Here is a 7,860-nt window from a genome sequence, read left to right as displayed (position 1 = left end):
GCAATGCAAACATCCCTTCCAGAAATATTTTGCGCGGGGGATTTAAATAACGGTTCAAATCAGATGCATCAGCAGGTAACTTCTGCCTCCGAAGGAGCGATAGCCGCGCAAGGGGTGTTTAGACACTTGCGCGGCATGAAGACAGTTATCAAGTCCTAGTTTGGATGTGGTTGTGCCCGTAACCACCCAATAAATTCCCTATAGGTTTCTATGGCAGGGAGCCTATTGTTCGCCTTGAATGTTTTGGAGGACTGCAGAACATCCTCTGGATTTACGCCAATTCTTACAAGAAGTTCCTTCCAATATGGCTTCCCCAAGCTGAAGTCTAATTCCCATGCCCTATTCATTAGGGTGAACAAGGCCGCAGCAGGCGAACTGCAGAAATTCGCTTTTCTTACATGCGCTGCAAACGCAATGACACCATATTCGTCCATCGTTTTTCCTCCTCTCCTCTTATGTATATGGACATTTCCCCACAAGACTTTTGTGTGGGTGTTATAGTATCTTATTATACCACATTTCTGTCTCTCCCGTCATTGCGAGGACTGCGAAGCAGGACGAAGCAATCTCATTGGGATTGCTTCGTCTCTCGCTTACGCTCGTTCCTCGCAATGACAAGGCTACTGTTGTGCTAAAATATTCCTATGAAAGAAAAAATTGGAAAAGGAAAAAAGGTAGTTTTGGCTTTATCAGGTGGTGTGGATTCCGCCGTGTCCGCCGCTTTATTAAAAAAGCAAGGGTATGAGGTAACCTGTGTTCATATGGTCTGTTGGGAAAAAGATGGCGAGGGCTGTTCTTCTGATCCAGATAGGGTAGATGCGGCGAAAATAGCCGGTTTTTTGGACTTGCCTCTTTTGGTTTGGGATTTTACTAAAGAATATAAGAAAAAAGTAATTGATTATTTCTATAGCGAATATAAAGCGGGAAGAACGCCTAATCCCGATGTAATGTGTAATAAAGAAATAAAGTTTGGGCTTTTTTTTAAGAAAGCCTTCAAAGACCTAAAAGTAGATTTTGTGGCAACGGGGCATTACGCGAGAGTGAGAAGGGACGATTTCAATAAATACAAACTTCTTAAAGGGGCGGACCCCTCAAAAGACCAATCTTATTTTTTGTATCCTTTAACTTCAGAGATTTTGTCCAAAACAATTTTTCCAATAGGGGAGTACACAAAAATTCAAGTTAGAGAAATTGCCAAAGAAATGGGTCTGCCCGTATGGTATAAGCCCGATAGTCAAGGAATATGTTTTGTTGGCAAAGTGGATATTAGAGAATTCCTAAACGAAAGAATAAAGCAAAAAAAAGGAAAGGTTTTGGGTACAGCAGGAAATATTATAGGGGAACATATTGGCGCGTGGTTTTATACTATTGGGCAAAGGCACGGGTTTAGAGTGGAAGATAGAGAATCCCCCCAACCTTTATATGTAGTTGCAAAAGATGTGAACAAAAACATCCTTACAGTCGGTCCCTACGAAGAAGCTTTTTGCGATGAATTTGAGGTAAAAACAGGGTTCAACCCGCCCGAGGCGGATTCAACCCGAATCGAAATTAGAATTAGACATTTGGGAGAGCTTTATCCCGTAACATCTATTAAAGAGCAAAAGGGTATTATAACGGTAAAGCTTGGCAAAAAAGCGTTTGGGGTAGCGCTAGGGCAAAGCGCTGTTTTTTATTGCAAAGATACAGTATTGGGAGGAGGGGTTATTGTTTAACTACTTATTGTTTTGAAGAACTTTAATTTGTTCGGCTCCCGCTTTTTCGGCTAAATTTCTTTGATTGTCAAAAAGAGCTAGCAGAGAAAGGGTTAGAATTACGAAGGATACAAACAAAGATAAAACAATAGGCAGTCTGTTAAAATGCTCATCGCTTATATTGGCAGGTTTTCTAGCAGTTTTCTTCTTCACAGTTACAGTTTATCCCACTTAATTTATGCTTGTCAATAGTTTTTTCTAATTCCTAAAAGGTAAAAAGAGCCTCGTTTGCAATGTTTAAGCATCATATTGCTAAGCTGCTGAAAGCAGTCCCGAAGTCCCTTGGGACTAAAGGGCTACCCTTTACTAACCTGTACGTGAAGGCACAAGTTACTCAACAAACTTTCGGCTAGAAAGTAAGTGAGTTTTCTTTAGAGACTCGCTCTAAAGATTCGCTTTTTGAGCGAAGTTTTACTCCTTAGAAAGGAGGTGATCCAGCCGCAGATTCCCCTACGGCTACCTTGTTCATATTATTCTCAATGTTTCCATTAAGTATGGACTATATCTTCATCCTAAGAATTTCCGATTTCACTGGGTGTAAAGAACCTATCTCTTTGGCAAAGTGCTTATGAGACGAGATTCCTATATAAAATCTCCAGTAATGCGGATCTACCCTTTTACTTGGGTTATGCGTTTTGCCACACTGTATGTTTATATCCGATAGATACCTTTTTACTTCTCTTAGATCGTTAAGATTTTTCTGCGCAAAATAGAGGTAGAAACGAACATTAGCGTTTTTGGCTATGCCCCCTTCTGCGTCAAAGTATCCTCTTATGTAATCTTTTTTATCCTCTAGAGTTTTTATTACAAACTCATCAAGAAGTTTTTTAGAGAATTCTGTCACGAAGACATTTCTATTTTTCCCTTCTTTATATACCCATGCTTTGTAGCCGAGAGCTAAAATTCCATTTTGTATAGTTTTCGTGAATTCTCTATTATTTTGGGCAATTCTGAAGGTATATTTAGTTTCAGTGGCATCGTGTAACAAACCCAACAGATAGGCTTTCGTTAATTTTTTCTTAGGAGCTTGGCGTGTAGTCTCTGGGGATTTCCCGACACTAGGTCGGGATCTTTCCTGCTGATTGTCTCTATTTGTTAGATTTTCACTTTCGGTATTCATTTGGTAATTTTACCTAAAGTACTAACAACTTTTCAAGGGTTTCCAGCATATAGCCAAGTTTGTTCTTAGAATTTATCTAAGAGTCGCAACAATTTTACGACTTATTGTTGGTTACTGGCTCCACCTTGGTCCGTGTAAAACACAGCCTTCAGGTGTTTCCAGCTTCCCCCAATTGACGGAATGCGATAGTTGAGGTTACTTCGCGTTCCCACCGTGCGAGCGGATTTCCCGCACACGGCGAGCCCCAAGATTCATTTGCTTTTTTAGATTTCTTATCTTCTCCAGACCCTCTTCGGTTAGATGTTCTTTTGTTTCTATCAACCTAACAATGTCTTTGAATATTAAGAAATCTGTGTCTTTTGAACTTTGTAATGGGTGTGTTTCAAAGAATGGCACTACTACCCGTATGAGGTCTTTATGAGAATTTACCTCAAATCTAAAACAAGGTGTGTGATTACTCCTTGTTTCTTTCTGATAATATACCTTTCCACATCCAAAAAAAGTGTTTACTTCTTTTAGTAAGGGGAAATCTTCCTGTTTCAGTTTAATGTACAAGTGAGCTTGTACCCGTGGCCGCCATTTTTTGTGTGCGGCCTTTCTTACATTAACATAGAAGCACCCCTCTCCATCTACTAATCCAATAACATAATCTGCTGATATCTTAGGTTTCACCCTTCCCCTTAGATTGTTTCTTAGGGTACTATGGTTCTGCTGACTTCTCGTATCTTTAACAAACCTCATGTTTCCAAGTATACCCGAAGGTCTACCGAATATCAATACGAGATCTCCCTGGGTTACTAAAAAATCTGTTCCGAGCATCCTAAAAAAGCCTTTTTACGACTTCCTTCTGACCGCCCAGCAGAAGTCGTCTGCTTATTTAATTTTTAGGCTGCTTTTTGCCTCAAGCCCTTCATCCCGAGAAGTCGCCTTTTCGGGACTGCTATGTTTTTTTGGCTATCCGCCAACTGGCGGAGTAGGATTTTAACCTACTAGATATTTTAGCTGCCAGGCGCTTTTATTAATCAGGCGGTGTGTGCAAGAGATGAGAACATATTCACCACCGTATAGCTGACCGGCGATTACTAGCGATTCCAGCTTCATGAAGGCGAATTGCAGCCTTCAATCCGAACTGAGACCAGCTTTGATGAGATTAGCTTCCCCTCGCGAGGTTGCAACCCTTTGTACTGGCCATTGTAGCATGTGTGTAGCCCCAGGCATAAAGGCCATGCCGACTTGACGTCATCCCCACCTTCCTCCCCCTTACGGGGGCAGTTCCCTGATAGTGATACAAATCAGAGTGGGGGTTGCGCTCGTTGACGGACTTAACCGTACACCTCACGGCACGAGCTGAAGACAGCCATGCAACACCTGTGCAGTACTCTCGAAGAAGTCCCGCTTTCACGGGATTTGCAACTGCATGTCAAACCTGGGTAAGGTTCCTGGGTCATCATCCAATTAAACCACATGCTCCACCGCTTGTGCATCTCCCCGCCAATTCCTTTGAGTTTTAGCCTTGCGGCCGTAGTTCCCAGGCGCCTTGCTTAATGCGTTAGCTGCGACAGCCACCCCGATAAATCGGGACAACTATCTAGCAAGGATCGTTTACAGCGTGGACTACACGGGTCATCGTGTATTTTTTCCATGTTGCCATGGATATCGGACTATATCATTCTCTGAAGGCCTTCCATTTAGATTTTTTCAGCGCTACCTGTTTATCAATAGCGCTTCTGGAGAAAGGGGACAGTTTTTCTACTTCAGAGATCCAGCGTTCTTGGAGTTGAGAATCTTTGTAAAGGATAGTTGCCTTTTGAAGCATATTTTCTGTTGGTATCTCGGGTAAAATAATTTGAAGAAATTTTTTAAGTTGTTGTGTGGAGGTTATCCACAGCCTGTAACAGTTTTTCCCAGATTTAGTCTTGATTGTACCTAGATTTGTTTCTATATCCCAAACAATTCTTAGATATTTTCTCAAGATTTTGATTTCTTCTAAAGAAAAGCTATCTGTGCAAAAAACACCTTTTCTAGTGTTTCCTACAAGAGACCCATCATCGCACCACCACACTGCCAATGAAAGTGGTGTAAGCTGATTGAGCCATTTCCTTCTTATTTTTTTCTTACCACCTTTATGTGTTAGCTTATGAAGCTCTGTTAAAGCTTCCAAAGCTTGGCTTTGATAGCGAAGTTTAGTATAACCCCAGCCATCTCTGCCGTTTTTTTGCTGTTCCCAAAAGCAATTGTTACTTGATATTTCTTTTAGTTTAGATACTTTCCATAAAAAGTAATCCTCCTGCTTTTTTGCGTGTCTAAAAGAGAACCTCGCATTTTGATAGGGTTTATAGATTTTCAAAGATCCATCCCCAAGCAAGGAACCAAGTATTATTTCTTTACATTGATAAAACAAAGGCGCTATGTGTTTTTTATTCATCAACATATTATAGCACCCACTATTTTCTTACCTCCATAGTCTCTACGGGGTCAATAATGGTTAGATAAATTGGAAAACTATGTATGAGCATTCCGATTTTATCCAGAACCAAAACGACTTCCCTCGGGATTGTCCATTTAGGATTTCCCCGATACAGCTGGATGCACATCCTGATATTACTATCAGGAGGGACACCATTTTGTCTTATAATTTAAATTTAAGACACGGACTTATCTAATCCGTTTTGCTCCCCACGCTTTCGTCTATCAGCGTCAGTATAAGCCCAGTAAGCTGGCTTCCCCCTTGGTGTTCCGCACGATATCAACGCATTTCACTACTACACCGTGCGTTCCGCTTACCCCTACTTAACTCTAGTCTGCTAGTATTTTCAGCGGCCTCTCAGTTGGGCCGAGAGATTTAACCAAAAACTTAACAAACCACCTTAAGACACTTTACGCCCAATAAATCCGGACAACGCTTGAAGCCTCCGTATTACCGCTGCTGCTGGCACGAAGTTAGCCGCTCCTTTTTTCCGCCTTTCGGCGGAGTTTGAGTTTACGCTCCTAAGAGTGTCTTCCTCCACGCGGCGTCGCGCGGTCAGGCTTGCGCCCATTGCCGACTATTCCAGATTGCTGCCTCCCGTAGGAGTGAGGCCCGTGTATCAGTGCCCCTCTGGGGGGTCGCGCTCTCACGCCCCCTACCCGTCATTGCCTTGGTGGGCTTTTACCCCGCCAACTAGCTGATGGGACGCAGGCTCCTCCACAAGCGGAAGTATTGCTACAACCTTTATTCCGATTAAATCGGAAACTATTGTGTATTACTCCCGATTTCTCGGGGCTATTCACAACTTATGGGTAGATTCCTACGCGTTACTCAGCCGTACACCGCTAATCCAACTTGCGTTGGATTCGCTCGATTTGCATACCTAAAGCACGCCGCCAGCGTTCGTCCTGAGCCAGGATCAAACTCTCAAAAATTACCTTTTTTGCCTTCTATAAGCCCAATTTTTGAGACCCTGAGCTTGTCGAAGGGTCATTATAAGGTAATTTATAATGCTCTTTTTACCTTTTAGAATTTAGAAAAAAATTCGTTGTGGTTAATTCAATAACTATTTAATTGACAAGGTGCGAGAAAACTAAATTGTTGAATTGTTATATTGTTGTATTGCTATAAAACAATCAGCATCTTTCCCTTCAGTATTGTAATTAAACCAGAAAAACTCAAAAAGTCAATACGCGAAAAAATTGAAGTTGGATAGGTAATGCGAATTTGTTAGAATGTATATATGGAAAACAAAATTCCTTTAGAGGTTTTAGACATAGCCAAGAAATTAACGATGTCAAAGTAAGCGCCTACCTTGTTGGAGGTTGTGTTCGCGACCTCATATTGGGTCTAAATCCCAAAGATTGGGATATTGCAACTAACGCCAAACCTTTAGATATTCAAAAATTATTTCCAAACTCCCTTTATGAAAACTCTTTTGGGACTGTTGCCGTTAAAACAAATTCCAATGACCCCGCACTTAAATTGGTTGAGGTTACAACCTTTAGACTGGAAGGAAAGTACACCGACAAACGACATCCCGATGAGATAAAATTTGCAAAAACCATAGAAGAAGACTTGTCCAGAAGAGACTTTACCGTAAACGCGCTTGCGTTAAATCTTCCGCCAAAGAATCTCAAGTCACTTAGCTCTCTTATAGACCCTTATAAAGGAGCAGAGGACATTTCAGCTAAACTTATCTGTTGTGTGGGAAGTCCAGAGGAGCGGTTTAATGAGGACGCCTTGCGTTTAATACGCGCGATTAGATTTGCGGTGGAGCTTGATTTTAGTATTGAAGAAAATACAAAAAAAGCCATTAACAAAAACGCAAAACTGTTATCTTTTATAGCCAAAGAGAGAGTAAGGGACGAGTTCATAAAAATAATAATGTCCCAAAACGCCGCAAAGGGGATTCAACTTTTGGAAGATACGGGTCTTATGAAATGCATAATTCCCGAACTTCGCGAGGGTATAAACTGCGCGCAAAACAAGCATCATATATACACGGTATGGGAGCATAATTTAAGAAGTTTAGATTATACCGTATCAAAAAACTACTCTTTTGAAATTAGGTTAGCGGCGCTTTTACATGATGTGGGAAAGCCAAAGACTAAAAGAGGGGAAGGGGAGTCTGCAACTTTTTATGGTCACGAAGTTGTGGGGGCAAGAATGGTAGCAGAGATACTCAAGGAACTTAAGTTTTCTAACGAAGTTGTTGAAAAAGTGGTTCATTTGGTAAGATGCCATCTTTTTTATTACAATGTGGGAGATGTAACGCCAGCGGGCGTTCGCCGATTTATAAAACGGGTAGGCGCGGAGAACATTTCCGATTTAATAAAAGTTCGGGAAGCCGACAGGATCGGTTCGGGCGTTCCAAAAGCCGTTCCTTACAAATTAAGGCATCTTCTTTATATGATTGAGAAAGTTAGGGAAGACCCCATTTCATCAAAAATGCTTGCTATAGATGGCAAGGATATAATGGATATTGCCAAACTAAATCCCAGCCCTAAAGTAGGGCAGAT

6 protein-coding genes and 1 rRNA gene are annotated in these 7,860 nt (G+C 41.4%); 2 read left to right on the top strand and 5 right to left on the bottom strand.

The window, feature by feature from the left end; translation table 11 throughout:
* Positions 1 to 155: 155 nt before the first annotated feature.
* Positions 156 to 434 (bottom strand): hypothetical protein, encoded by a 279-nt coding sequence (locus KJ678_03035; protein ID MBU1017113.1) that lies wholly within the window; start codon positions 432 to 434, stop codon positions 156 to 158.
* A gap of 210 nt (positions 435 to 644) precedes the next feature.
* Between KJ678_03035 and mnmA the strand changes: the two genes are divergently transcribed.
* A complete protein-coding gene (mnmA, locus tag KJ678_03030) occupies positions 645 to 1,712 on the top strand; it encodes a tRNA 2-thiouridine(34) synthase MnmA (protein MBU1017112.1) in 1,068 nt (355 codons plus the stop codon).
* Here mnmA and KJ678_03025 read toward each other — a convergent pair whose 3' ends face one another.
* The 4 genes from KJ678_03025 to KJ678_03010 all read right to left on the bottom strand — a co-directional run bounded on the left by KJ678_03025 (position 1,713) and on the right by KJ678_03010 (position 6,273).
* A complete protein-coding gene (locus tag KJ678_03025) occupies positions 1,713 to 1,904 on the bottom strand; it encodes a hypothetical protein (protein ID MBU1017111.1) in 192 nt (63 codons plus the stop codon).
* 346 nt (positions 1,905 to 2,250) lie between these two features.
* On the bottom strand, positions 2,251 to 2,871 hold the full coding sequence (locus tag KJ678_03020) for a hypothetical protein (protein ID MBU1017110.1): 621 nt from the start codon (positions 2,869 to 2,871) through the stop codon (positions 2,251 to 2,253).
* A 195-nt stretch (positions 2,872 to 3,066) separates the two neighbouring features.
* On the bottom strand, positions 3,067 to 3,543 hold the full coding sequence (locus KJ678_03015) for an LAGLIDADG family homing endonuclease (GenBank protein ID MBU1017109.1): 477 nt from the start codon (positions 3,541 to 3,543) through the stop codon (positions 3,067 to 3,069).
* Positions 3,544 to 3,844: 301 nt separating this feature from the next.
* Positions 3,845 to 6,273, bottom strand: a 16S ribosomal RNA gene (locus KJ678_03010).
* A gap of 292 nt (positions 6,274 to 6,565) precedes the next feature.
* On the opposite strand from KJ678_03010, the gene KJ678_03005 reads away from it, so the two are divergent.
* Positions 6,566 to 7,860 (top strand): CCA tRNA nucleotidyltransferase (locus KJ678_03005; protein MBU1017108.1); only part of this gene is annotated, 1,295 nt, incomplete at its 3' end.

It is taken from the genome of Patescibacteria group bacterium (genome assembly GCA_018817085.1).
GTDB lineage: Bacteria > Patescibacteriota > WWE3 > CG2-30-40-12 > CG2-30-40-12 > CG2-30-40-12.
This window is presented reverse-complemented; position numbering and strand designations above follow the sequence as displayed.